This is a genomic window from Paenibacillus sp. FSL H8-0175, from assembly GCF_045040615.1.
Taxonomy (GTDB): domain Bacteria; phylum Bacillota; class Bacilli; order Paenibacillales; family Paenibacillaceae; genus Paenibacillus_AQ; species Paenibacillus_AQ odorifer.
On record NZ_CP150299.1, the window covers coordinates 3,454,779 to 3,479,430 of the forward strand.

Here is a 24,652-nt window from a genome sequence, read left to right on the forward strand (position 1 = left end):
AAGAGAACGAGGATCAAAAGGCTGTCCTGAGGTCCGAGCCGCGGACTTTTGGGGATGGCCTTTTTTTTAAAACGATAACCGATCACAAAAAAACACATCCCACAATAATCCACCCAATGGGAGTGCTGTTGATACAGCTTTATGATGGGTACAGGTAAACCAAATACCTTTTTATACTAATAAGGGGGATTATCCAGATGAAAAAATGGGTTAGTCTGATCCTATCCACGGCGCTTGTCTCAAGTCTCGTCGCAGGATGCGGAAGCAATGAAACATCGGACGGTAACGTCGATGCAGCAGGCGAATCAAAACCGCTTAAATTTAGTATTTCGTTAAACACAAGCGGAAACGCTTACACGGAAAGTTCTAAAGACATTAACACCGATAAGTGGGTCAAGGAGTTAGAGAAACGGGCGAATGTCGATTTAGACATTAAGTTAATTCCTTTGAAGGACTTTGATTCCAAAATGGCTGTTATGTTTGCCGGCGGTGATATCCCGGATGTGGTTCAAAATGTCGGAGGGGCTACGGATAAATCGATGGCTGGGTCGGTTCAGGCTGGTGTTTTTATGCCGCTGGATGATCTGCTGAAGGAGAATGCGCCCAACCTGATGAAGGTTGTCCCGCAGGAAGCATGGGATGAAGTCAGCTACGACGGAAAAATATATGGCATTCCGACTTGGCTCAGCAATCCGTCTCGACGTGCCACTTTTATCCGAACTGATTTATTGGAGAAAACAGGCCTTCCGGTACCTGTGACGATTGAGGATTTCTTGAATGTGCTGCGCGCTTTTAAGAAACTCGGTGTGAGCGCTCCTTATCAGATGCGTGAGAACTTCAAGTATGCAGATATCGCATTTGGTGCATATGACGCGCTTGGCTATCAGTTTACAGAGGATAATGGAGAGATCGTACCCAAATTTTATAATTCCGAGAATATGGAAAAAGCACTGAACGTATACAAGACGATGTATGACGAAGGCCTCATTCAGAAGGATTTTGCGACAATCCAAACGGCACAGTATGGTGAAAATATTGCTGCAGGCAATGCAGGGATCTGGACAGCTAATGCGCAGAATCTCCTGGATTTCCGGACCCAGATCGCCGCGTCCAATCCGGAAGCGAAAGTGGATATTATCTCGTCGCCAACCGGTGACCATGGACAAAAAGGATACGGCTTGTATAGTTCGGTCAATACCTCACTGTATATCAACAATAAAGTCAGTAAAGAAAAGGCTGCCCGGATTATCCAAATGTTTGAATGGATGCAGACCCCGGAAGCCAGTAATTTCTATAGCTTTGGGATTGAAGGCGAGAATTACACGGTAAAAGACGGAAAAGTTGATTATAAGCTGCCAGAGAACAAGGCTGCCCAAGATGAAGAGAAATTCCGCACACAGCTGCGCTGGGTAGGGGACGGAACAATCAACCGCGAACGAACTGAGCTGCTTACGGGTGGTAAAGATGTTTTGAAAGCATTGGATGAAACTCTGAGTAAAGAAGGCTTAGGGGGCATCGGATTTGTACCTGATCTGGAGTCTTTCAGCAAGTTCCCTGATCTTGCCTCCAAACGTCCCGATCAGGCACCAAAACTGATCATAGACCATATGGTCAAAATGATTTATGGCAAAGAACCGATTAGCGATTTCCCAAAAGTCATCGAGGAATATAAGCAAAAGGGCGGCGAAGAAATCTTAAAAGAAGCAACAGAACGCTACAAAAATAATGAGGGAATCCTTAATCAGCAAAGCCGGAAATAGATAGATTCACAGGAAGCCTCTTCATTCGAAGGGCTTCCTGCCAGTTAGGAGGGAGAACAATGAGTCAAACTGCTCTGTGTGATGAAATCATGCGTCTGCCTGTAATCGATACACATACCCATCTCGTCGGCGATAAGCTAAACGCGGCTGACTTCTGGGAAATAGCCGATTATTTCTGGTTGAACCAAGAGCTTCAGTCAGCAGGATATCCGGCGGATGCGGACCAACTTTCGAAAGAGATGCGGACTGACTCTTTTGTTAGAGCTTACCACGCTTCCCGTAATACGATGATGAATCGTGCTTTTACAGCAATCATGAAAGATTTGTACGGTATCTCCATCACTGATTCAGAGTCGGTGTTCAAAGCGGATATAACGGTTAAACAGCAAAGTAACGATCCCGGCTGGGCGCAAAACGTAGCTGACCGTCTGCATGTGCAGCGGTTTATTGTAAACCGTCCGGAGCATGCCAACTTTGCACACATGAGAGAAAATGCTCTACTGATTCCTCGAATTGACTCCTGGCTGCCTGAGCTGGCAAAGAATATTGCAGATGCCTCTGATCCCAGCCGGGAAGCGGCTTATACTCAAGCGAAAAAGTTTATTAGCGAGCAGTTGCACTCATATCAGACGATGGGCTGTCCGGGAATCATGACTACGTTGCCAGCCTTTGAAGCCAATGCTCATGATGTTTACAATCTTAGTAGCGTAACTGGACCGGATGAAATCATGATGCTGCTCCTTCATCATATCTGTTCGGAACTGCAAGTAAGAGGAATGTTCTTGCAGCTGTTTCTCGGCGTCGAACGGAGATGGTGTAATACATCGGCTGCGCCAGTTAACGATCCGCTACGGATTGTTAAACTGTATGGTTTGTTTGAACGGTATTCCATTCCGTTTGAGCTGGTGGTGGCTTCAGAATTAAATAACCTGGATATTGTGCAGGCTGCATGGAATTTCCCTAACGTTCATGTAGGTGGGATGTGGTGGTATAACTTCAGACCGAGTACCTATTTGCAGAGCATGCAGTATCGGTTGGAGGCACTCGCCCCGCTCAAGTGTTCGCTCATTGTCTCGGATGCGCGCTGTATCGAATGGACATATGGCAAGCTGCTGATCGTTAAAAAAATACTTGCGCGCTTTTTGGAAATTCAAATAGCGGAAGGCTGGATCAGCCGGGAGGAGGCGCTGAATATTGCGGCGGAATGGCTACATGGCAGTGCTGCTAAACGTTATGGACTAACAGATGTAAAGCAATAAGCCGTGGAGGGAGAAAATGACTTTTTCATTGATGGACCGAATGTTGCCTGCTCCTTTGAACGGAGGGTTCCGCATGGAGGATTGGTGGGTGTGGTGCGGATCAGCTGTGCGTGGCGAGGATGGGCGTTTTCATTTATTTGCATCCCGTTGGCCGAAGTGGCTGCCGATGCATCCGGGATGGTTACTCCGCTCAGAAATTGTCCGCGCGTCTGCCGATAACGCGGAAGGACCCTATACGTACGAAGAAACCGTACTACCCGCAAGGGGAGCGGAATACTGGGACGGACGAAGCACCCATAATCCGCATATCCTTCGTTATGGTGATAAGTATCTGTTGTATTATATGGGTTCCTCTCATCCATTCGCTGAGCCGCAGCCTAATGAAACAGTGGAACTTGACGACTATCGGGTGATTGCCGCTCGTGCCAACAAACGTGTTGGCTTAGCTATAGCCGACAGTGTATTCGGACCATGGATAAGGATGGACGCACCTATTCTGCCTACACGTCCGGGCAGGTTCGACAGCTTTCTCACATCCAATCCGGCTCCTTGTATCCGCGAAGATGGCTCCTTGCTATTGGTATATAAAGCCCGCAAATATGAGGGCAATTCCTATGGACAGATGACGCTTGGCATTGCCGGTTCATCTAAGGACGAAGGGCCATATAAAGTAATTAACAACGCACCGCTGTTTCCAGCAGAGCGGTCTCATATTGAAGATCCATTTATCTGGCGGACCACGGACAGGTACCAAATGATCGCCAAGGATATGGATGGCCGGATATGTGGAGAAAAGCACGGTGGGATATTTGCATCATCTACGGATGGAACCGACTGGCAGCTGGCTGATTCAACGCAATCGTATTCCCGGCGGGTACTCTGGGAGGACGGCACAGAGCAGTGGATGGGAAGCTTTGAACGTCCGTTCCTATTATTTCAGGAAGGGGTCCCTACCCATTTATTCGCTGCAGTAGCAGATGGACCGGGAGGGTTTCGAAATGCGAAGCACACTTGGAATATGGTCATTCCACTACGGACAACGCTTTAAGAAATTAAATTTCATAAATATCATCAGTGTTTACAGGAGGAACTAAAATGAGTGAAGTAATACCAACTCAACAAACTCGCGGACTGGTAATTTCGGAGTCTACTCTGGAATGGGCGGATGGCGCTTGGCAACAAATTGTAAATAAAGTGGAAAAGACTAGTAAGCGAATTGGTGTTAGTTTTCCGCATGCTTCCGTGAGCGGAGTATACGACAACATGCGTCCATCGTGGTGGACAGCAGGGTTCTGGCCGGGTATTTTGTGGCAAATTGCCGCAGAAGGTAATCATCCGGCGCTGCAAGAAATCGCCGAGCAAATTGAAGAGAAATTGGATGAACCTCTTTATGCCCTTACCGTACATCATGATGCTGGTTTTATATGGACACTCTCAGCTTTGGCCAATTACCGAGTGACTGGTAATGAACGCTCCAAGCAGCGCGGGTTGATGGCTGCTGCTCAACTGGCCAGCCGCTTTAACCTGAAAGGGTCATTTATCAGAGCCTGGCATGACACGGAGAAGATAAACCGGGCGGGATGGTCCATCATTGATACTGTAATGAATCTGCCCTTACTATACTGGGCATCGGAAGTTACAGAGGATCCGCGTTTCCGGCATATCGCCGCTGCGCATGCGGAAACGGTAGTTGAGCATTTTTTACGTCCGGATGGATCAAGTTATCATATTCTGGAGTTCAACCCGGAATCAGGCGAAAAAATCGGCGCTATGGCCGGCCAAGGTTATGCGGAAGAATCCGCTTGGGCACGGGGCAGCGCATGGATGATTTACGGTCTTACTTTGTCTTTTCACTATACCGGAGAGAATAAGTTTCTAACGGGAGCTAAAAGAGCTGCGCACTTCTTCTTAGCTAATCTTCCGGAGGATCATGTACCTCACTGGGATTTCAGGGCACCTGATGCAGGCGAAAAGCCGCGTGATACCTCTGCTGGTGCATGTGCGGCATGTGGCTTGATTGAGCTGGCAAAGATCGTACCACAGGCGGAAGCCTCTTTTTACCTGCGAGCCGCAGAACAAATCGTTCGCTCACTTTATGAGAATTATGGGACTTGGGACATTCCGGAAGAGGAGGGTTTGATTCTTTCTGGAACATCCAATCTTCCAGGGGGTGTGCACATTGATACGCCACTGATCTATGGCGATTATTTCTTCGTCGAGGCTGTATCTAAACTCCGCGGAGCCGTTCTTCAGTTATGGTAAGGAACGGAAAAACAACAGAAAACCTTCTCGATGATCCGTATAGTATACAGTCGGTCGAAACTCCGATAGATAACGAGCAGGCTCGGCGTATGGAATGGTGGCAGGAAGCCAGGCTCGGCTTGTTTATTCACTGGGGCCCTTATGCCCTGCCTGCGGGTGAATGGAAGGGAAAAGAAATACAAGCTTCTTACAGTGAGCATATTATGCTACGCGCGAAGATCCCAGTGGCTGAATATGAGGAAATGGCCGCAGCGTTCAATCCATCAGCTTTTGATGCAATGAAGTGGGTACGGACTGCCAAGCGTGCTGGCCTAAAATATATCATCTTTACAGCTAAACATCACGACGGCTTCGCGATGTATGACTCAAGTGTATCCGAATATTCGATCGTCAAGCACACCTCATTGGGCCGTGATCCCCTTCGGGAACTAATGGAGGCATGTCGTGCGGAAAAAATGGTACTCGGAATTTACTACTCTCATGCGATGGATTGGCATGATCCAGACTCTCAAGGGAATACCTGGGATTATCCACTGAATATCGGCGCTTACGATGACGTTCAAACGTGGATAAATGATACCGATAAACGCACACGCTTTGAACGATATTTGCACAGCAAATCAATCCCTCAAGTCCGTGAGCTGCTGACGGACTACGGCAAAGTTGGTTTAATTTGGTTTGATTGCGGAGGCAAACTGACCCGTGAGCAAGGAGAAGCGTTTTTGGCGGCGGTTCATGCAATTCAGCCAGAATGTTTGGTCAATAGCAGAGTATGGAAAGCACCACTTGGAGATTATTCAAATACATCTGATAATCAACTTACGACTCGTAACCTTGGTAAGTACTGGGAGAATATTATTACGTTAAACGACTCATGGGGGTATAAGAGATCCGATCACCATTGGAAATCCCCTGTAACTATCATCCGCCAGATCATCGATGTTGTAAGTAAAAATGGAAATCTGGTAATCAATATCGGCCCAACAGCAACAGGGGAATGGGATCCGGTATCCGAATCCATTTTGCTTGATGTAGGAGATTGGTTAAATACCAATGGGGATAGCATTTACGGTGCTGGAGAATCGCCCACAGCCAAACCGTCATGGGGCAGATGCACTTTGAAAGGAAACACATTATATCTGCATGTTTTCGATCTTAAGAAGAGAAATAAGCTAATCGTCCCCGGTCTGAAGACCGCTGTTCAAAAGGTATTTGCTTTAGATGGAGGGGAGGAGCTGATTTTCACAAAGCTATCTGAGCAGGATCTGGAAGTCGAACTCCCCAGCTTACCGAACTTTGCCGAAAATTCTAACAACATGCCGCTGGTCATCGCAATTGTCTGTGCAGAACCTGTAGAAGGTAATCCAATCCGATTATTGGAATTTGGAGAAGATACCTTACAAGAATTAGGGGTATTTGAAAGTGAGATCGTTGGTCCAACCCTCCGTTACGATACAGGAAAAAAAGACCATGATAATCTGTTGGACTGGAAGGATAGAGAGGATACCGCAATTTGGCATGTCCGGACATTAGGTCCGGTAAGATTTCAGGTTAGTATCGAATATCGCAGCGAAGAAGGAGAGAATGGTGGTGGCGGAGTCTACCTCATCAAGGCAGCGGATCAAATTTTACAAGCTAAAGTTCATTCTACTGATGGGGTTAGTAATTTTCAAAGCTTTCAAGTAGGTGAGCTGTATTTCCCCACGGCAGGAGAATATACGATTCAATTGCAGGCAGAGGGTATTACAGGAGGTTATTTGATGCAGCCTAGATGTTTAAAACTACTGCAACTATGAGATTTTTATATTGAAATAATGCAAAAGAACTCAAATCACTTGGGTTCTTTTTTTTGTTGATTTAAGGAATGTTGTTGACATATTGCCCTCGGGTAAATATATTGTATATAAGAATAAAAGTTTACCTAAGGAAACAAATTGGATCAAAGGAATCATTGTTTCTATTGGGAAATAAATTAACAGGATGAACAGAACAGTGCTACATATGAACTTAACAGAGATAAGGAGTTTTTTTATGATTGAAATCAGAAACCTAAACGTAGATTATTTCGGTAATTCTGCACTAGAAAATGTAAATATTGATATCCCCTTTGGGTATACAATCGGAATTATCGGACCAAATGGTGCGGGAAAATCTACATTCATCAAGTCATTGTTAGAGGTGATAAAGAAGAGAACAGGATCAGTTATGGTGGAGGGAAAAGATATTTCTGAGTACAAACGGAAGATCGCATATGTGCCGCAAAAGAATGACATTGATCTTTCTTTTCCAATCACGGTAAGGGATACAGTGCTGACTGGAACTTACCCAAATTTGCGAATCTTCCAGCGTCCCGGAAAAACAGAGCGGCAAAGAGTCGAGGAATGTATGGCGATGGTGGATATAAGTGATCTTGCGAATAAACAAATCAGCAATCTGTCCGGGGGACAACTCCAAAGAGTTTTTATCGCCAGGGCACTTGCACAACAAGCAAATGTATTTTTTTTAGATGAACCTTTTGTAGGCATAGATTTAGTCAGTGAGAAAATCATTGTAAAGCTGCTAAAACAACTTCGCGAAGAAGGGAAAACCATACTCATCGTTCATCACGATTTGCATGAGGTCGAAGAATATTTTGACAAAGTCATCATTCTCAATAAGAAATTAATTGCTTTTGGTGACGTTAAAGACACCTTTACGCCAGAGAATATCCTCAGCGCCTATGGTGCCTCCTTAGGTAATCTGGTGATCAAAGGGATGGGGGTGACAGATCATGATTGATTATTTCTCAGGAGTATTAAACATTCCGATATATGCACTTAACGCGGGATTATCTGCTATCATTCTTGGAATTGTATCAGGGGTTTTAGGAAGCTTTATTGTACTTAGAAAGATGTCATTAATGGGAGATGCGTTATCACATGCGGTGTTACCCGGGGTGGCATTATCTTATATCTTAGGCATCAACATTCTTCTTGGAGCTTCACTATTTGGACTATTAGCAGCGGTTCTCATTCAATTTATTACAAGTCGCAGCAATATTAAAAGTGACACCTCTATCGGCATTATTCTCAGCTCATTTTTTGCGCTAGGTATCGTCCTAATTACTTTTGCCAAAAGCGGGCTTGATCTAACTCACATTCTGTTTGGTAATATTCTGGCCGTCCCACAGTCGGAGTTAATGCAATCCTTTATTATTATGATTGTTGTTATTGCCATCATTTCATTGCTGTATAAAGAGCTTTTAATGAGTTCGTTTGATCCGGTTGTTTCCAAAGCCTATGGGTTAAAAACAGGGTTCTATCATTATTTATTGATGATGCTCCTATCTGTGGTTACCGTATCTTCGTTATCTCAAGTAGGAATTGTGCTTGTGATTGCAATGCTGGTTATTCCGGCTGCTACATCCTATCTCTGGACGAATAAGCTGTTCCACATGATTATCCTGGCTTCTACAATTGGCGCTGTATCAGGGATTATAGGTGTAATTGTAAGCTTTAAATTCAATTTACCTACAAGTGCCACGATTGTTCTGGTCGGCGTAAGCATGTTCGGAATTTCATTTATAATCTCACCCAAAAATAATTTTTTCAGGAAAGGGTTGAAACAAGGATGAAGACCATAAAAATACTCTCTTTGACAATGTTTATCGTACTTCTTACCGCATGCTCAAAGGTTAGTGAAGGAGATGCAGACCATGATAAGCTGCAGATTGTTGCAACATACTCCATTATCGCTGATATGACCGAAAACATTGTAGGGGAGAAAGCTGAAGTTTACAGTATGGTACCCATCGGAACAGATCCGCATATGTACGATCCATTACCCAAGGATACAAGTAAGGTTTCTAGCGCAGATTTAGTGTTTTATAACGGTTTGAACCTAGAAACAGGTAAGGGGTGGTTTCAAGATCTTCTAGATGTGACTAATAAAAAGGATGTTGCTTTTGCAGTCTCAGATGAAGTATCTCCGATGTACCTAACAGAAAAAGGAAAAGAAACACAGGTAGATCCTCATGCCTGGCTGGATATTCAGAATTCAATAAAATATGTAGATATCATCACAAAACGTGTAATCGAAAAGGATCCCGACAACAAAGAATTTTATCTTAATAATCAATCGGAATATGTTAAGAAACTGAATGAATTGGATCAATATGCAAAAGAAGCAGTCGAAAAAATTCCACAAGAGAAACGTATCCTTGTTACCAGCGAAGGAGCATTCAAATATTTTTCCAAAGCTTACGGATTTGAATCAGCTTTTATCTGGGAGATCAATACGGATAGTCAAGGAACGCCTGAACAAATGAAAAACATAATTAAGATCATTGATGAAAATCAAGTGCCTGCATTATTTCTGGAAACTAGCGTAAATCCAAAAACAATGGAAACTATCGCAAATGAAACGGGAGTACCGATACACTCTAAGATTTTCACCGATTCTTTAGCTAAGAAAGGCGAAGAGGGCGACACATACATTAAGATGATCAAATGGAATATTGATAAAGTTATAGAAGGTTTATCACAATCCTAAATGCCTGGCTCCAAGCTTATATCAACCGACAGAAGGTTCAGTTTACAGCTGATTCTTATGTCGGTTTTTTATTGAATAAAATCTACATTCGAGCCTCGAAATAATACGTTTACGCCTTGGGATAACCTGCTACAGGAAATATCTTCTTGTCTACTTTTCAAAAAAATCTTGGTAAGGTAGAGGCTAACACTTAATAAGAGGTGAAGAGTTGTCATGATTAAGAAACACTGTTTGTTCTGTGATGAGATTGTTTCCATTGAACCAGAAGGCGATAACGATAGATATATAGGCTGTTCTTGTTCACCAGGCGGGTTTTATAGTCTACGTAGAGACAGCTACGAACCCATTAATTCGCTCCCGCATCAAAAGAAACGCGACATGCTTCATGTAGTATCTGCTTACATACGTGAGCTGACTGATTGTGATGAAAAGATCACTATATCTGCTGATGATTTAGAGTCCATTGTAAATTCACCAAAAATACCTGTCAGCATTGAAGATAAAGGAAACCGTCTACTGCAATATTTATATAGACATTCTGAAGGCCCGGGGGAAGCGGTTGTCATTCAACCCCTCTCTAGCAGCTATAACTTGACGTATTCTCCCAATCTGCAAGAGCTGGTATACATCATAGACAAGTTGATAAGTGATCAGCTTCTAATTAGGGAAGGCATGACCTTTAAGCTTACTGAAACCGGCTGGAATGAAGCTGCGGAAAGCGCTGGAGGTAAAAAACTAAAACCTTGTCTCGTGCTCGTGTCGGATGAAGAAAATTTGTCTACAACATGGCTGGAGAAGTTATTGCCCAAAATAGAACAGTGTGGTTTCCTGCCGCGCTTATTAACACATACGAAAACTCAAAACGGCGAAAAATACGAGTTGGATCAAATCGCAGAAAGCAAACTGATTATCGCAGATTTAACGGGGCAATCCCCAGAGGTGTATTTTTCAGCGGGATATGCACTTGGTTTAAACATACCCGTACTATGGACCGTAAACAGTATTGAGGCGGATAAACTTTTTGTACAGCTTAAGGATATTCGTCCTATTGTGTGGGATTCAGCAGAAGAGCTAGCAATTATACTGCAGCAGAAGTTGAGTTAACCCGCAAATTTCTTGCCATGACTCGTCAAACGAAGCTGAAATTTAAACAGGTGTCTTCTTAAATGAGGACGCCTGTTTCGTATGTTACTGTAAGAACACTATCAAATTTTCTTAGGAAGTGATATTGTAACCGATATAAAAAAATGAGCAAATGTATGTAAATGTATGCTTCAGTTAATATTAGCTCATATTCATACTCTGGATAAGAAAGAGGGATACAATTGTTTTCAAAACGGCAAAAAGAAATACTTTTATACTTAATTAATTCTAATCAACCTGTCACAGCTGCATGGATTGCTAAAGAACTGAATGTTAGCGATCGAACGATCCGTAATGATTTGAAAGAGTTACAAAATATATCCGCCATAGTAGGACTAAAAATAGAGTTAATTCGTGGGAAGGGCTTCGCAGCAAAAATTACTGATATAAATCTATTTCATCAGGAATTTGGTGATTTAACAAGTGATAAGATCAGTTATACTACGATTGACTTTTCTGAACAAGACAATAGGGTCTTTTATTTGTTGAACCGTTTTTTATTGAAAAATAACTATATCAAATTAGCGACGATTGAAGATGAGATGTTTGTTTCTAAATCCACAATACAAAATGATTTAAAAGAAGTGCGTAAAATACTAGAAAATTACAACCTGAGTATAGTAAACCGCCCCCATTACGGCTTGTATATAGAGGGGGATGAATTTATGAAACGAATATGTTTGTCCAATTATTTATACAAAAGAGAAGAAGAACTCGATCCAACTCACGTGAGCTCTAGTTTATTTGATAAAGATACATACAAAAAAGTAAAAGAAATAATCGTTGATAAAGTAAACAACTACAAAATCGAAATATCTGATATTTCTTTAGATAACCTTGCCATCCATTTAATTATAGCTTGCAAGAGAATTGAAGAGGGCTTTCTAATTGATAATCCTTCAGTACATCTAAAAGAAGATTATCCTTTTGAAAAAATCGTGAGCCAAGAAATTGTTAAAGAAATAGAAGACTTTACCGGACTAGAGTTTCCTGATTCGGAGATCAACTATGTTATTATCCATTTGGTGGGTACGAAGTTGCTTCCAAAAGAAAGTTTGTCAGAGTACAGTAAGCTGGATGAAGTGGGAACCATTGTAAGATGTATACTGAATAGATTAAAAAACGAATCCAATTGGGATTTTAATGGTGACGTTGAATTCATTCAAGCTCTGACCCTTCATATCAGGCCTGCGATGAACAGAATCAGATATAAAATGAATATTCGAAATCCTTTGTTAAAAGAAATCAAAATAAATTTTCCGGCGGCCTTTGAAGGAGCTCTTATAGCCAGCAAGTGTATTAACAACTTTTTAGATTTAGAAGTTGGGGAACATGAGGTGGCTTTTATTGCTTTACACATTGGAGTTGCTTTAGAAAGAATGAAAAGTAAAAATAAAAAGGTCAAAAGAGTTATTCTTGTATGTGCCTCAGGTGTCGGAAGTGCAAAATTACTCTACTACCGTTTAATCAATCTATTCGAAAACAAGATTCATGTTGTAAATACAATTAGCTATTATAAATTAGCGGAAACCGATCTATCCTCGATTGATTTAGTCATCAGTACAATTCCTATCAAGGAAAATATAGGAATACCTGTTCATGTAGTAAAAACCTTTCTAGACGATACGGATCTGGATCAGATCAGGAATCTCTTATCTTCTTCAGAACAGCCGGGAGAAGCTCATATTTATCTTGATCCGTTCCGGATATTTGTGAAAAAAGAATTAACAACAAAGGAAAGTGTTATTCATTTTTTAAGTAGTGAGCTGATTAAGCAAGGTCTTGTTCCCGACCATTATGAATCTTTAGTATTAGAAAGGGAGGTGCTGGCTCCAACAAGCTTTGGTAATCTGGTGGCCATTCCTCATCCAACTACTCCCGTAACGAAAGAAACCTTTTGGACGTTATGTACGTTAAAGCGGCCTATTCGTTGGAATGATAAGCAGATGGTGCAGTTAATATGTCTGTTAAATATAAAAGAAGGAAATAGTGGCGATCTAGATAGTATGTATAAGAAACTTGGTTCGCTTATTGAAGATAAAGAGATCGTTGAGCAAATTCTTGTTAAAGATTCTGCGGAAGAAATCTTAGAGTTACTGAAATGAAATAACGAGAATCTGCTTTTTACACTGCAAACGTTTCCTATTGTTTTTGGAAAAAGGTTCGCTTAAAAATAAAGCTGTTTAGCGATAAACTGAGGTTGTTAGTAAATACAACAGTATTTAAGGGGGAGAACAATAATGAATACAATTATGTTAGCGTGTAATGCAGGGATGAGTACAAGTTTATTAGTAACTAAAATGCAAAAGACCGCTGAGGAAAAAGGAATACAAGCTAATATTTTCGCGAAACCAGTTACTGAAATTGAAATTACGTTGCAAGAAAAAAACGTAGACGTCATCCTATTAGGTCCTCAAGTGAAATTTATGAAAAAACAATTAGAAGCTAAACTGGCCGGTAAAAACATTCCGATTGAAGCGATTGATATGCTGCATTATGGTATGATGAACGGCGAAAAAGTACTAGAACAAGCATTAAAGATAATTGAGAGCAAATAAGCGATTAAGCAAATAGAGAGAGACGAAGGGAGCGGTAAGTAATGGTAGATGAAGTGAAAGAGGAATACTATACTGTGGCATTTAACATCATAAGCAACGTTGGCGCAGCTAAAAGCTCAGTAATGGAGGCGCTTTATGCAGCAAAAGAGGGGGATTTTAAAGGAGCGGAAGAAAAGTTAGAAGAATCAAAGCAATTTTTTAGAGAAGGCCATAAAATGCATAAATCATTAATCAAAAGAGAAGCGAATGGAGAACAACTTCAATTCTCACTGATTCTTGTTCATGCTGAAGATCAACTAATGAGTGTAGAAACCATTTCTCTGCTTGTTACAGAAATGATTGAACTATATAAGCGTGCGAAATAAATAAACTAACGCTGCAAAATACCCCTTTCAAGAAAGGAAAGTGTAGCACATATGAAAATAACGGACTTCTTAGAAGAAAAGGTAATGCCTGTTGCGGGGAAAATAGCTGCACAAAGGCACTTATCTGCACTCCGTGATGCGATGGTCTTGACTATCCCATTTATAATTATTGGTTCAGTATTCTTAATACTAGCTTATCTGCCCATTCCAGCCTATTTAGATTATTTAACTGCTCATCCAGGTATCAAAACTGCCTTGTTGTATCCCTACGGTGGCACATTTAACCTAATTGCTTTAATTGCTACTATTGGCGTGGCATACCGCTTAGCAGAGAGTTATAAAGTCGATCCGCTATCGTCTGGGATAGTAGCCTTATGTTCGTTCTTTATTATCACACCTAATTCAACCTTTACGGTAGATAATGTGACTACCACAGCGGTGAATGTTGTTTATTTCACTAGCCAAGGATTGTTCGTAGGATTGATCATTGCCGTTTTGACAACAGAAATATTCCGCAAGATTGTCCAAAAGGATATTGTTATCAAAATGCCGGACGGAGTTCCGCCAACAGTTGCGAGATCTTTTACAGCACTAATTCCGGGGTTTGTAGCAGTCATGAGCGTTGTCGCGATTCGTTTGCTCGTTGAGAACTTCACCTCTTTTGAGAGCGTTCACAAAATTGTGGCACAACTTCTCCAAGAACCTTTAACTGCTGTTGGGACAAGCTTAGTAGGAACTATTATTGTTTTCTTACTTGCCAATTTATTGTGGGCTGTAGGTCTGCACGGTTCTTCTATTATTGGCAGCACCATTATGTTGCCCGTCTGGCTTCAGCTGTCAGCAGCCAATGCCTCTGCACTCTCTGCAGGCATGCCTCTTGAGAATATCGCTACTGCAGAATTCAAATTCTTTATCTGGATAGGTGGCGCAGGTACCACGCTAAGTCTAGTTGTTTTAATGTTCCTGTTCTCCAAAAGTAAGCAGATGAAGCAAATAGGACGAATAGGTATTGGACCAAGCTTATTCAACATTAATGAACCCGTTCTATTCGGACTACCGATTGTATTGAATCCGATTATGTTAGTTCCGTTTCTCATCACTCCAATCGTTACTGTTCTGCTCGCATATCTATCCATGTCTTTAGGAATCGTGGCCAAACCAATCGGAGCATTGCCACCTCCAACAACACCGATATTTATTTCAGGATATTTGGTAACGCAAAGTATCTCGGGAATTGTCTTGCAGCTGGTTAATTTCGTGGTAGCGATTCTTATCTACTTCCCGTTCTTCAAAGTTTTAGATAACCAGAAATATAAAGAAGAACAGGATAACCGTAGTAATGAAACTGAAAGCGTTTTAGCTTAGTAGCAAAATATTAGATTGAGTAAAAAGAAGGAGGTAACAGCATGGGATTTCCACAGGGATTTTTGTGGGGTGGTGCAACTGCAGCTAATCAATATGAAGGTGGTTACAATGAAGGAGGTCGAGGATTAGCCGTTTCTGATCTGATGACTGATGGCACAAAAGATTCTCCGCGCAAAATATTTTATCAATTTCCCGATGGCCGCGAAGGAGTAATTGGACAAGGTGCCTGCATACCAATCGGAGCTAAAGGCATTTTAAAAGAAGGATATTATTACCCAAGTCATAATGCGACGGATTTCTACCATCATTACAAGGAAGATATTGCTTTATTTGCGGAGATGGGATTTAAAGTTTATCGATTATCCATTTCTTGGACGCGAATTTTTCCAAATGGTGATGATGAAATAGCTAATGAAAAGGGACTGGAGTTTTATGACAATGTTATAGATGAATTGCTGAAATACGGCATTGAACCTCTGGTAACATTATTGCATTTTGATATGCCTCTTAATCTGGCTGATAAGTATGGTGGCTGGACCAACCGTAAGCTAATTGATTTCTATTTAAGATTCGCCGAAACTATATTTGTGCGTTGGAAAAACAAAGTGAAATATTGGGTCACTATTAATGAAGTGAATGTGCTTGGAGGCTATTGGACTTTGGGGTTAGCTTCAAATAATATTAAGGAAGGAACCCATTCTAATCAAGGCGAAACTCCCCTCGCTGATGCAGGTGACAAATTACAATCTATCCATCATCTTATGGTTGCTTCGGCTTTAGCTAATAAACTGGCACGAACGATTAATCCTGACTTTAAGATGGGAGCTATGTTGGCATTATCAGGGATCTATCCAGCAACATGTCATCCAGATGATGTATTTGGGGCCTATGAATTCAGAAGAAAAGCGTTAATTTTCTCAGATGTAATTTTACGAGGCTATTATCCAAATTATGCCCAAGCCATTTTTGATGAATATAATTTCGAGTTAAAAACAGAGTTTGGTGATGAAGAGATCCTAAGACAGTATACTTCCGATTTTCTAGCGTTTTCTTATTACCGTACAACTGTATTTGATCGTTTTTCACCTAACACAACAACAACTGGTGGACAACAAGGTTCGCCTAACCCGTATCTTAAAGCAACACCATGGGGTTGGCCAATCGATGCAAAAGGTCTGCGTTTTGTATTAAATGAGCTATATGATCGTTATCAAAAACCTCTGTTTATTGTTGAAAATGGAATGGGCAACATAGATAAGGTTGAAGAAGATGGTAGTATCAATGATGATGAACGTATCGACTACTTAAAAAATCATATCAAAGAAATAAAAAACGCTATCGAAATTGATCATGTGGATCTGATAGGTTACACACCTTGGGGCTGCATAGACATTGTCTCTGCTGGAACGGGTGAAATGAAAAAGCGTTATGGCTTTATTCACGTCGATCTGGATGATAAAGGAAACGGGTCGTTTAAACGTTCGAAGAAAAAATCATTTTATTGGTACAAAAATGTTATCGCTACTAATGGAGAACAATTAGATTAATTATTAAATCGTAAAACGAAATGATTTATCTGGAGGCATTATCAAAAGCAGTCCTAAGCTGGACTTGCTTTTGGTAATGCTTTTTTTACTGAATTGTTGACATGTGACCATTTGGTGTCTTATAATCAATTAGACACCAAATGGTGTCCTATTAGGTAATAATGATGGATACTAGGTGACATTACAGGAAATATTACGGAAAAGGTGGGGGTGGTTGTGAGCGACAATAGTCAAGTGAGGGATGTTTATGACGCTGTTGCGGATCCAACAAGACGAAAACTTCTTCAAATTCTGGCTGATGTTGATGAATTACCTCTGTATGAGATAACGATTCATTTTGAAATGGGTCGTACAGCCGTTTCGAAGCATTTAAATATACTTAAAGATGCTGGTCTCGTAATTGCTCGGAAGGTTGGCAGAGAGACGAGGTATCGGTTGAATGCCAATCCTTTGAAAGAAATTCAAGATTGGGTATCTTTTTATGAAGGATTCTGGAAACAAAGAATTGATAAATTAAAACTTATATTGGAGGAATAACTATGAAACCAGATGTATCATTAGATTTTCAATTTACAAGTTCGATCGAGAAGGTATGGAATGCTTTAACGGATTCGGATACGCTTGCGAAATGGATCTGGAGTAATGATTTTAAACCCGTCGTTGGTCATAAATTTCAATTCCGTGCTGAGCCAAATGAATGGTGGGATGGAATTGTAGATAGCGAAGTACTCGTCGTGGATGAGCCGCATACGTTATCTTATACTTGGAATAGTGCGGGAGAAAGTACTACTGTTACTTGGACTGTGAGTCAAGATTCAGAGGGGAAGGTTAACCTCCATCTAGATCAATCAGGATTTAGTGAGGAGACGAAAGCCCGCCAAGGAGCTATCGAAGGTGCTAAATATGCTTGGACAAATATGGGTGGTCAGCTCGAAAAGGCATTAGCAGAATTGTAATTTCAAGAATAGGGCGCTTTTCTGGAATAAGGAAAGTGCCCTTTTTAATGGAATAAATCATGGCAATACTAGATGAAGAGAATGGAGATGAGATGAGCTTACTATGAAAATAAATCAATTAATTGCGAACAATATTAACAGATTAGAAACGGTACTGCCAGTTGATGAGTCGTTAGGAATTGCTGGTTTGTCTGGATCTGGTAAAACAACTTTTTGTCAAACGATTGGGGAAGAATCAAAAAAACGTCTCGTTTCCTTACTGCCAAAAGCTGAATACCAGTATTTATTCCCCAATATTATGGAGACTAATTTCAGTGCGATCAAAATGGAAGCAATGCCACTTGTTCTTTTTCTTGGTAGATCATCCATATCTTCAAATCCTCGGTCAACCATTGGCACACATACAGGTGTGTTTACTGAAATCCGTGTCACTCTTGCTGAACAATATAATCTCTCTCCAGAGGTTTTTTCATTTAATAATGAGTTGGGTTGGTGTCCTGATTGTAAGGGGCGTGGAACTACAAAAAATGTCGAGTGTAAAAAGTGTCAGGGGAAACGCTATAATCAAGCAGCTGAACAATATAAAATTGAATTATTGGATCAAGCAAAGAGTATTTCTGATCTAAACGACTTAAGTATAGAGACCATTTTATCACAGGCAGATATTCTAAAAATAAGTGAAGGTAAACAACAAATTCTGAAAAATATAATCAATATGAATATTGGTTATTTAACATTAAATCGTATTATGGGTACATTATCAGGCGGAGAATTAACACGACTTTACCTGGCAGAATTCATGGCAACAAGTGAAAATACCGTGATTATCATTGATGAAATCTCCGTGGGTCTCGATCACCAAACGCTATTGAAGATTTTAGCGGAGATTAAACAATTGGGATATAAAAATCAAATTTGGCTCATTGACCATTCTGACACGGTGCTGGACACAGCGGATAAACACTTGTTCTTTGGACCTGGCAGTGGCAAATACGGCGGGAAAATAGTTGAGGAATCACCACGTCCTGAGCCCATCAATAGAGAACTAAATCAGGCAGCACCTGCAGAATATTATCAATTTCATGATCTTTATTGTCGTAATATTCAAATGGCCGAAATTCAGATTCCTCAAAATAGACTGGTAACTTTTACAGGTGAGTCCGGATGTGGTAAATCTACACTGGTTAATGAATGTATGGTCAAAGATTTTCTAAAGCGTTATTCCAAAGATAAGCTGGTGATCGTAGGGCAAGATCGAAATCAGTCGATTACCAGTCGCTCGACCGTTGCCACTTTTCTTGATATTAAAAGGAAACTCACAAAGTACAGTGAGGATATTGATGATATTTTTGAGCGCTCGATTGAAGATATTATTGTTGAACTGCCAAATGAGGACATTGCTCATAAAAGACTAAGCTTATTGATCAAGCTTGGACTTGGTTATTTGACGTTGGAGCGAAAAACACAGTCCTTATCCACGGGTGAATTTCAATGTGTCCATTTAGTTTCTGAGCTGTTTGCGGGCTCAAGAAATCCACATACACTTTTTATTTTTGACGAGCCTTCCAAAGGTTTATCACAAAATATTTTAAATCAATTCATTGACAGCATTAGGGACATTCTGCAGGATGAATATGTCTCCATAATCATGATTGAACATAATTCCTATATGTTAGAGAACTCTGATTTTATCGTTGATTTTGGCAAAAGACAGCTTGCACCTGTGGAGCATCTTGATGTTCTCAGTCATGATGATTATTATCGTCAACAAAATCCTGCTGATAGTGTGGCACCTGCGCACATTTCTTCAACACTCCAGCTACAAAATGGAATTGACTATTTAAAAGAAGGTCAGATCCCCTATTTTAAAAATGCAGAGAACATCTATAAAGGTGGCATCTTAAAAAGCTTATCCTCCATGGCCCGCCTGATTTATGGTGAATATGAATCGGATACGATTGCGCCTGTCATCGCCATTGATCTGGAACGACACTTGTATAGTCAGTTTACTTTCCTTTATGAAATGGGTGGCTTGATCAACCATATTGTGGCAGCGCATCCCACTAATAAAGATACAAAAAGCTTTGATTTCTATCAATCAGACAATCATTGTCCAAGCTGTAAGGGCCGCCGTGTGATTGAAGAATTTGACTTTGATATTGTTCTTCAGGACAAGAACGTACCCTTTTGGGACGGTTCATTACATCCAGATGCGATGGAGATTCTGAAATTCTATCAATTACCAAAAATAAAATTCATCTTTGATGAGTTAAAGAATGAGCTCGGACAGGATATTAGCAAAAGTTATAATGAGATGACAGAAGCTGAAAAACACACCTTTTTATACGGGTATTGGGAAAAGTCCTTCTATGATAAAGCAGCTAAAGCCTCGAGAACTTGGGATGGCTTTAATACCATTATCGGGAACTATATGGTTATCTCGAAATCGATTATTAAAGAGCATATTAAAGCATCCAAAAAAATGATTACCTGTCCAATTTGTCAAGGAACGGTATTAAATCATCATAAAAAGCTTAAATACGGCGACACTGATATTCGTGAGATTATCGGGATGCCCCTTGATCAAGTTATTAGCACTGTTGGCGAATTACAGGTACTAGAAAAAATGAAAGCCATCGTGGGCGGCGATATGGTTTTGACAGAAGAGGTCTCTCTATTACCTAGGGAAACACAAGTCGCTCTAAAAATGCTTGAACTAGAGTTAGGAAGTTTTGCGCAATATGAAATGGTGTTACAAAATGCCATGCCATTCTGGGACAGCATTAGCGGCAGTATCGAAACCATCAGCAGGAAAAACCGGATTACGATCTGTGATTTTGCCAATATCCACGAAACAAGAGAAAATATCATAGATAAGTATTTCACTAATGGAAAATATAAAAAGCTGACTTATGTCTATGAAGCGTTTGGTTACAAAAAAATCGTCACCTTAATTAATAAGGTTAAAGCAAGCCATCCCTGTCCATTCTGTAAAGGGAAAAAAGTTATTTCGGAAGATGGACTTCATGATGGCGTATATAAATTAACGATTCCCTGTGTGAGTTGTTATGCCAGTGGAATCAATGATGAAGGGCGTAAGGAAGTCGTTGAAGGTATAGATGTTCAAACTTGGCTAACGGGTAAAGTAAGTGACGTTATTTCTGAAAGCTTAAATATTGAAGCTGTTGCTGATATTCCAATTTTCAATCGTATTCGTGAGTTGAATAAACAAGAGATGATGGCAGTTTACCAATTTCTTGAGCAATAAAGTTTAGTTTTCTCAAAAAGACGATATAGAAAAGAAACGCATCGAGTCTATAGACTCGATGCGTTTTTTTATAATTGATTATAAAGCTCATCATCAACAGGTTCTAACCATTCTGTTTCTCCGGGTGAAATGGCTAAGTGGACAAACCAACTGTCTTTTGTAGCACCATGCCAATGTTTTACGTTCGCTGGAATATTCACAACATCCCCGCTTTGGAGGAATTGAGCGGGTTTGCCTTTTTCTTGATACCAACCCTCACCACCGGTAACTAATAATACTTGTCCGATTTTATGGAAGTGCCAGTTATTGCGAGCTCCCGGGGCAAAGGTTACGTTCCCAATAGGCGCATTCAAAGGTGTCGCATCAGTATAAATCATCTGCAAGTATGCATCACCTATAAAATTAGCTTCAACCTTTTGTCCGAGTGGAAAGATAGTACTGTTGCTTAGTTGCTCATTAGCCATAATAAAAAAAACCTCTTTCGTTTAATTTTTATAAATTTCTTTGGCAATATTAAATGCCGACCATGCTTTAGGCCACCCTACATAAAACGAAAGGTGCGTGATGATTTCCGCTACTTCATCTTTTGTGATTCCGTTTGCCTTTGCTTTATGCAGATGTGGAGTTAATTGTTCAAAGTTTCCTCCTGATATTAATGCTGAAACTGTAATCATGCTGCGGTCACGTGCAGATAATTCTTCCTCTCTTGACCACACTTCACCGAATAAGATATCATCGTTCAGTTCAGCAAATTTCGGAGCGAATTCTCCTAACAAGTCTCGTCCTGCTGTTTGTTTTTCAGCCATATAAGAACATCCCTTTCATCGATGATTAACTGCTTTAAAATGAAGTATAGACCTTAAAGTACACTTTAAGGCAAGCCATAAAAATGGATTGATACTCCGACATTTGGTTTTTTATTAATTTAAGTATATCCTTTGAATAGAAACAAAATTAGAAATGGAGGTGGGGATCATGCCTTATTCCATTGGAGAATTTGCAGAAATCGTCGGTGTTAACAAGAGCACGCTCAGATATTATGAATTGGAAGGCTTACTTACTCCACATCGAAGTGACAATAATTTACGTGAATATACAGATCAGGATATAGGTTGGGTTCAATTTTTGCTTCATTTAAAAGATTCAGGAATGACGATGGCAGAATTGAAGCAATATACCGAGTGGCGGGCTATGGGGGACGAGACAATTCCTGAACGGAAAAATTTACTTGAACAGCGTAAGCAACAAGTGGAACAAGAAATTAAGGCATTGCAACAAAACTTGGATATACTGAACCGTAAAATTGTATTTTATAATGATCAACTAACGGGGAATAAATACGAATTCGTCCTTTATCACAATGAAAAGAAATCACATCAAGAAGAAAAAGTAGATTCCTAACAAGTTAAGAGGCAGATGAACAACTTTTGATTATCAAAGGTTGTTCATCTGCCTCTTCTAATTTCAAAACTTGAAATCGAAGATGAGAGTCTATTTGTGTAATCATATTGCATGATCCGGTCGAGATATTACATTCTCATTTATCCGTTTATTAATTATATTGAAGCTGTATTCGTTTAAAAAAACCAGAGTAAAGGAGAAATTACTTTTGAGAAGAGAACTGAGGAAGTTTTTGTCTTTTTTGTTGGTTTTAGTGACAGTGGTTGGCACAGGGATTAGCTTTGACGGCAATATTGTAAACGCTTTCGGTCCTAATGTCTTATATGTACCACCAGCAGATTCACCATCCTATGGGGCTTTATCACCTAGGGCAATCCAGCTTAAATATAGTGGCATCAACAATAATAAAATGTATGCTACATTTGAACAAACCTCTAATACCACCCCTGTTTTCCCTATTTATGAAAGCGTTGACAATGGTGTCACTTGGAATCAGGTTGGAGAAGTGGAGGATACTCAAAACGGTTGGGGAATGTTAAATTGCCCTGAATTGTTTGAACTCCCCCAATCTATAGGTAACATGCCTGCAGGTACTATGCTTCTTGCAGGAAATTCTGTGCCAAGCAACAAAGCAGCTACCAAGTTGGAATTATATAAAAGCAATGATTTAGGTAGAACATGGACATATGTAAGCACTATTGCTGAAGGTGGACGAAACGATATTGGTTATGATCCCATTTGGGAGCCTTTCTTTTTGGTTCACAACAACAAACTCATTGTTTATTATTCAGATGAACGTGATCCTGCCCATGCCCAGAAGTTAGTTCATCAGACTACGTTGGAGGGTACGAACTGGGGACCTGTGGTAGTTGATGTGGCATTTGCAGACAGTAAATTACGTCCAGGAATGCCTACAATCGCTAAGCTGGGCAATGGTAATTACGCAATGACCTATGAGATGGTCGGATACCCGGGCGTGCCCAATTATTTGAAAATTTCAGCAGATCCTGAGAGCTGGAATCCAACTGAAGTAGGATCTCTTGTAGGGTACGGAGGAAGTCCCTATATTTCTGCTTTGGGAGATGGGAGACTCGTATTAAACGTTGCAGGAAAAAAAGAAGTGCTGATCAACTCTTCTAGATTGGATGCATCCGGAAGCTGGGTTCCATATAATCCGCCCGTAGATGCAGGGTATAACCGCCAACTACTGCCGCTTAGCAATGGCCGCTTATTTATCCCTCAAGCCGGATTTTTTAGTGGGAAAAACACGGTGAAATATGGTGATATGTCCGTAGGTTACTACAAATTAATTAATGTGAAGAGTGGGAAGGCTTTAGGTGTATTGGAAGGTGGAACTGCGAATGGCAATCCGCTCGTCCAATGGAGCAGCGGGACTAATTCTTTGGATCAATATTGGCTCATTTCCACAGCGGAAAGTGGTTATGCTCCTAACGGTTACAAATCCATTGTGAATGCAAAGAGTGGAAAGGTCGCCGGAATATTAGAAGGATCAACAACAGAAGGAGCTAAAGCCGTATTATGGACTGAAAACCATTCCGATGACCAGCAGTGGACTTTACAAGCCTCTGGTAACTACTACAAGATTGTTAACCGTAACAGTGGTCAGACGTTAGGTATAGCGCAGGGTTCTACTGAAGAGGGTACCCAAGTTATACAGCAGACTGATGCAGGCAGCACTGATCAGCTGTGGGAGTTGGTTCCAGATGAAGGACATATTATGGTGGACAGTTATCGATTAGTTAATGAGAACAGTGGTAAAGTGTTGGGTATCTATCAAGGTTCGATGGCGGATGGAGGGAAGGCGGTTCAGTGGACCAGCGGAATTTCATCCCATGACCAAAATTGGTTTGTAGTCAGCACAGCTGATGGTTATACGAAGCTGGTCAATACTAATAGTCGTAAAAACCTGGGCATTTTAGGAGGTTCATTAGCTAACGGTGCTCAAAGTGTACAATGGAATGATAACGGATCGAATGACCAGCAGTGGACTTTGGAGTCCTCAGGTGATTTTTACAATATTATTAATCGTAACAGTGGAAAAGCTCTGGCAGTAGATCAGGGTTCGACGACAGAGGGGGCAAATATTATTCAAACAAATAATACAGGTTCTGCTGGCCAGCACTGGAAACTAGTCTCGAATAGATAATTTATGTAACCAAAAGTCATCGACCTTAAATTAAGGGTGATGACTTTTTGTCGATATAAGCTTTGAATGAC

Annotated in this window: 21 protein-coding genes; 19 read left to right on the forward strand and 2 right to left on the reverse strand. The window is 40.7% G+C overall.

Annotated elements, in window-relative coordinates; translation table 11 throughout:
* Positions 1–197: 197 nt before the first annotated feature.
* The 17 genes from MHH46_RS15450 (at position 198) to MHH46_RS15530 (ending at position 21,013) form a co-directional block, all read left to right on the forward strand.
* Complete coding sequence (locus MHH46_RS15450) at positions 198–1,760, forward strand: extracellular solute-binding protein (protein ID WP_076190380.1); 1,563 nt, start codon at positions 198–200, stop codon at positions 1,758–1,760.
* A gap of 59 nt (positions 1,761–1,819) precedes the next feature.
* Positions 1,820–3,019 (forward strand): glucuronate isomerase, encoded by a 1,200-nt coding sequence (locus MHH46_RS15455; RefSeq protein ID WP_076190379.1) that lies wholly within the window; start codon positions 1,820–1,822, stop codon positions 3,017–3,019.
* 16 nt (positions 3,020–3,035) lie between these two features.
* Positions 3,036–4,067, forward strand: coding sequence for a glycoside hydrolase family protein (locus MHH46_RS15460; RefSeq protein WP_179086267.1), 1,032 nt, complete (start codon positions 3,036–3,038; stop codon positions 4,065–4,067).
* A gap of 47 nt (positions 4,068–4,114) precedes the next feature.
* Positions 4,115–5,281, forward strand: coding sequence for a glycoside hydrolase family 88 protein (locus MHH46_RS15465; protein WP_076190378.1), 1,167 nt, complete (start codon positions 4,115–4,117; stop codon positions 5,279–5,281).
* Positions 5,275–7,077: an alpha-L-fucosidase gene (locus MHH46_RS15470; RefSeq protein ID WP_076190377.1), complete on the forward strand. Its 1,803-nt coding sequence runs from the start codon at positions 5,275–5,277 to the stop codon at positions 7,075–7,077. Before MHH46_RS15465 ends, MHH46_RS15470 begins: the two co-directional genes overlap by 7 nt.
* A 238-nt stretch (positions 7,078–7,315) precedes the next feature.
* The gene (locus MHH46_RS15475; RefSeq protein WP_305953683.1) at positions 7,316–8,059 is read left to right on the forward strand and encodes a metal ABC transporter ATP-binding protein; all 744 of its coding nucleotides are present in this window, start codon (positions 7,316–7,318) and stop codon (positions 8,057–8,059) included.
* Positions 8,052–8,894: a metal ABC transporter permease gene (locus MHH46_RS15480; protein ID WP_036677866.1), complete on the forward strand. Its 843-nt coding sequence runs from the start codon at positions 8,052–8,054 to the stop codon at positions 8,892–8,894. Before MHH46_RS15475 ends, MHH46_RS15480 begins: the two co-directional genes overlap by 8 nt.
* Complete coding sequence (locus tag MHH46_RS15485; RefSeq protein WP_076099247.1) at positions 8,891–9,811, forward strand: metal ABC transporter substrate-binding protein; 921 nt, start codon at positions 8,891–8,893, stop codon at positions 9,809–9,811. Before MHH46_RS15480 ends, MHH46_RS15485 begins: the two co-directional genes overlap by 4 nt.
* A gap of 213 nt (positions 9,812–10,024) precedes the next feature.
* Positions 10,025–10,915, forward strand: a complete 891-nt coding sequence (locus tag MHH46_RS15490) for a hypothetical protein (protein ID WP_036677862.1) — start codon at positions 10,025–10,027, stop codon at positions 10,913–10,915.
* 221 nt (positions 10,916–11,136) lie between these two features.
* The gene (locus MHH46_RS15495; protein ID WP_256716024.1) at positions 11,137–13,059 is read left to right on the forward strand and encodes a BglG family transcription antiterminator; all 1,923 of its coding nucleotides are present in this window, start codon (positions 11,137–11,139) and stop codon (positions 13,057–13,059) included.
* Between the two features lie 135 nt (positions 13,060–13,194).
* Positions 13,195–13,512, forward strand: a complete 318-nt coding sequence (locus MHH46_RS15500; RefSeq protein ID WP_076190374.1) for a PTS sugar transporter subunit IIB — start codon at positions 13,195–13,197, stop codon at positions 13,510–13,512.
* Between the two features lie 41 nt (positions 13,513–13,553).
* Complete coding sequence (locus MHH46_RS15505; protein WP_076105685.1) at positions 13,554–13,877, forward strand: PTS lactose/cellobiose transporter subunit IIA; 324 nt, start codon at positions 13,554–13,556, stop codon at positions 13,875–13,877.
* Between the two features lie 51 nt (positions 13,878–13,928).
* The gene (gene celB, locus MHH46_RS15510; RefSeq protein WP_076133308.1) at positions 13,929–15,242 is read left to right on the forward strand and encodes a PTS cellobiose transporter subunit IIC; all 1,314 of its coding nucleotides are present in this window, start codon (positions 13,929–13,931) and stop codon (positions 15,240–15,242) included.
* Positions 15,243–15,283: 41 nt separating this feature from the next.
* The gene (locus tag MHH46_RS15515) at positions 15,284–16,789 is read left to right on the forward strand and encodes a glycoside hydrolase family 1 protein (protein ID WP_076105687.1); all 1,506 of its coding nucleotides are present in this window, start codon (positions 15,284–15,286) and stop codon (positions 16,787–16,789) included.
* 216 nt (positions 16,790–17,005) lie between these two features.
* Positions 17,006–17,326 carry a helix-turn-helix transcriptional regulator gene (locus MHH46_RS15520; RefSeq protein ID WP_038571021.1) on the forward strand — a complete coding sequence of 107 codons (321 nt, stop codon included), beginning with the start codon at positions 17,006–17,008 and terminating at the stop codon, positions 17,324–17,326.
* A 2-nt stretch (positions 17,327–17,328) separates the two neighbouring features.
* Entirely contained in the window at positions 17,329–17,745 is a 417-nt protein-coding gene (locus MHH46_RS15525) for an SRPBCC domain-containing protein (protein ID WP_076184590.1), read from the forward strand.
* 103 nt (positions 17,746–17,848) lie between these two features.
* Positions 17,849–21,013 carry an ATP-binding cassette domain-containing protein gene (locus MHH46_RS15530; protein ID WP_076190373.1) on the forward strand — a complete coding sequence of 1,055 codons (3,165 nt, stop codon included), beginning with the start codon at positions 17,849–17,851 and terminating at the stop codon, positions 21,011–21,013.
* Between the two features lie 68 nt (positions 21,014–21,081).
* Here the strand turns inward: MHH46_RS15530 and MHH46_RS15535 are convergent, their stop codons facing one another.
* Together MHH46_RS15535 and MHH46_RS15540 are read right to left on the reverse strand one after the other, a co-directional pair.
* Entirely contained in the window at positions 21,082–21,477 is a 396-nt protein-coding gene (locus MHH46_RS15535) for a cupin domain-containing protein (protein ID WP_076184592.1), read from the reverse strand.
* A 21-nt stretch (positions 21,478–21,498) separates the two neighbouring features.
* A complete protein-coding gene (locus MHH46_RS15540) occupies positions 21,499–21,819 on the reverse strand; it encodes a carboxymuconolactone decarboxylase family protein (RefSeq protein ID WP_076190372.1) in 321 nt (106 codons plus the stop codon).
* Positions 21,820–21,988: 169 nt separating this feature from the next.
* On the opposite strand from MHH46_RS15540, the gene MHH46_RS15545 reads away from it, so the two are divergent.
* Both MHH46_RS15545 and MHH46_RS15550 read left to right on the forward strand, forming a co-directional pair.
* The gene (locus MHH46_RS15545) at positions 21,989–22,414 is read left to right on the forward strand and encodes a MerR family transcriptional regulator (protein ID WP_076190371.1); all 426 of its coding nucleotides are present in this window, start codon (positions 21,989–21,991) and stop codon (positions 22,412–22,414) included.
* 208 nt (positions 22,415–22,622) lie between these two features.
* Positions 22,623–24,581, forward strand: a complete 1,959-nt coding sequence (locus MHH46_RS15550) for an RICIN domain-containing protein (RefSeq protein ID WP_076190370.1) — start codon at positions 22,623–22,625, stop codon at positions 24,579–24,581.
* Positions 24,582–24,652: the final 71 nt, after the last annotated feature.